Below are 1,311 nucleotides of genomic sequence, written 5' to 3'. Positions count from 1 at the left end.
ACTCCGACGCCGTGCCGCTCACCCTGTTCGGCGCCGCGCTCGCGGGCAAGCCGTACGTCCCGCTCAACTACCGGCTGACCGACGCCCAGCTCGGCGCCATCGTGCGCCGGATGGCGCCGGCGACCCTGGTCGTCGGCGAGGGGGTGGCGGAGCGGATCGGCGCCGTCGAGGGCATCACGCTGCTGGAGACGAAGGAGCTGCTCCGCGTGGCGGAGGACCCGGGCGCGCCGCTGCTCGACGTCCCCGCGGGCGACCCGGACGACATCGCCGTGCTGCTGTTCACCAGCGGCACCACGGGCGAGCCGAAGGCGGCGGTGCTCCGGCACCGCAACCTCACCGCCTACATCCTGTCCACTGTGGAGTTCGGAGGTTCCGCCGAGCACGACGCGGCGCTCGTCAGCGTCCCGCCCTACCACATCGCCGGGGTGTCGGCCGTGCTGTCGAACACCTACTCGGGCCGACGGGTCCTGCGCATGGCCGCGTTCGACCCCGCGGCCTGGGTCGAGCTCGCCCGCGCGGAGTCGGTCAGCCACGCGATGGTCGTGCCGACGATGCTGGACCGGATCCTCGACGTCGTCGAGCGGGACGGGGCGGGTCTGCCCGCGCTGCGCTCGCTGTCCTACGGCGGGGGTCCGATGCCGCGGGCGGTGATCGAGCGGGCCCTGCGGCTGCTCCCCGGCGTCGGCTTCGTGAACGCCTACGGGCTCACCGAGACCTCCAGCACGATCGCCGTGCTGGGTCCGGACGACCATCGCGAGGCGTTCGACGCCACCGATCCGGCCGTGCGGGCCCGGCTCGGCTCCGTCGGCAGGCCGCTGCCCGCGGTCGAGGTCAGCGTCCGGGACGCCGAGGGCGGTGTGCTGCCCCCCGGTGAGCGCGGCGAGATCTGGGTCCGCGGCGAGCAGGTGTCCGGCGAGTACCTCTCGCACTCGGGCACGAACGACGAGGGCTGGTTCACCACGCGAGACGCCGGGATGCTCGACGCCGACGGCTACCTCCACGTCTTCGGCAGGCTGGACGACGTGATCGTCCGCGGCGGCGAGAACCTCTCCCCCGGCGAGATCGAGACCGTGCTCCTGGAGCACCCCGCGGTCGCCGAGGCCGCCGTGTTCGGGGTGCCGGACCGTGAGTGGGGCGAGGCCGTCGCCGCGGCCGTGGTCCTCGCCGACGGCGCGAGCGCGACCGTCGCCGAGCTGCAGGCGTTCGTCCGCGAGCGGCTGCGCTCGACCCGCACCCCGGAGCACATCGACCTGCGCGACGAGCTCCCCTACTCCGAGACCGGGAAGCTGTTGCGGCGCACGCTGCGCGCCG

1 protein-coding gene is annotated in these 1,311 nt (G+C 74.3%); it reads left to right on the top strand.

Features of this window, described 5'->3' with window-relative positions:
- On the top strand, positions 1 to 1,311 hold a 1,311-nt coding region (locus H5J29_RS32995; protein ID WP_181784807.1), incomplete at both ends, for a class I adenylate-forming enzyme family protein.

The organism is Pseudonocardia pini, from assembly GCF_013870575.1.
Classification (GTDB): Bacteria; Actinomycetota; Actinomycetes; order Mycobacteriales; family Pseudonocardiaceae; genus Pseudonocardia; species Pseudonocardia pini.
Note: the sequence above shows the minus strand (reverse complement) of the source record. Positions and strands in the feature narration are given on the sequence as shown.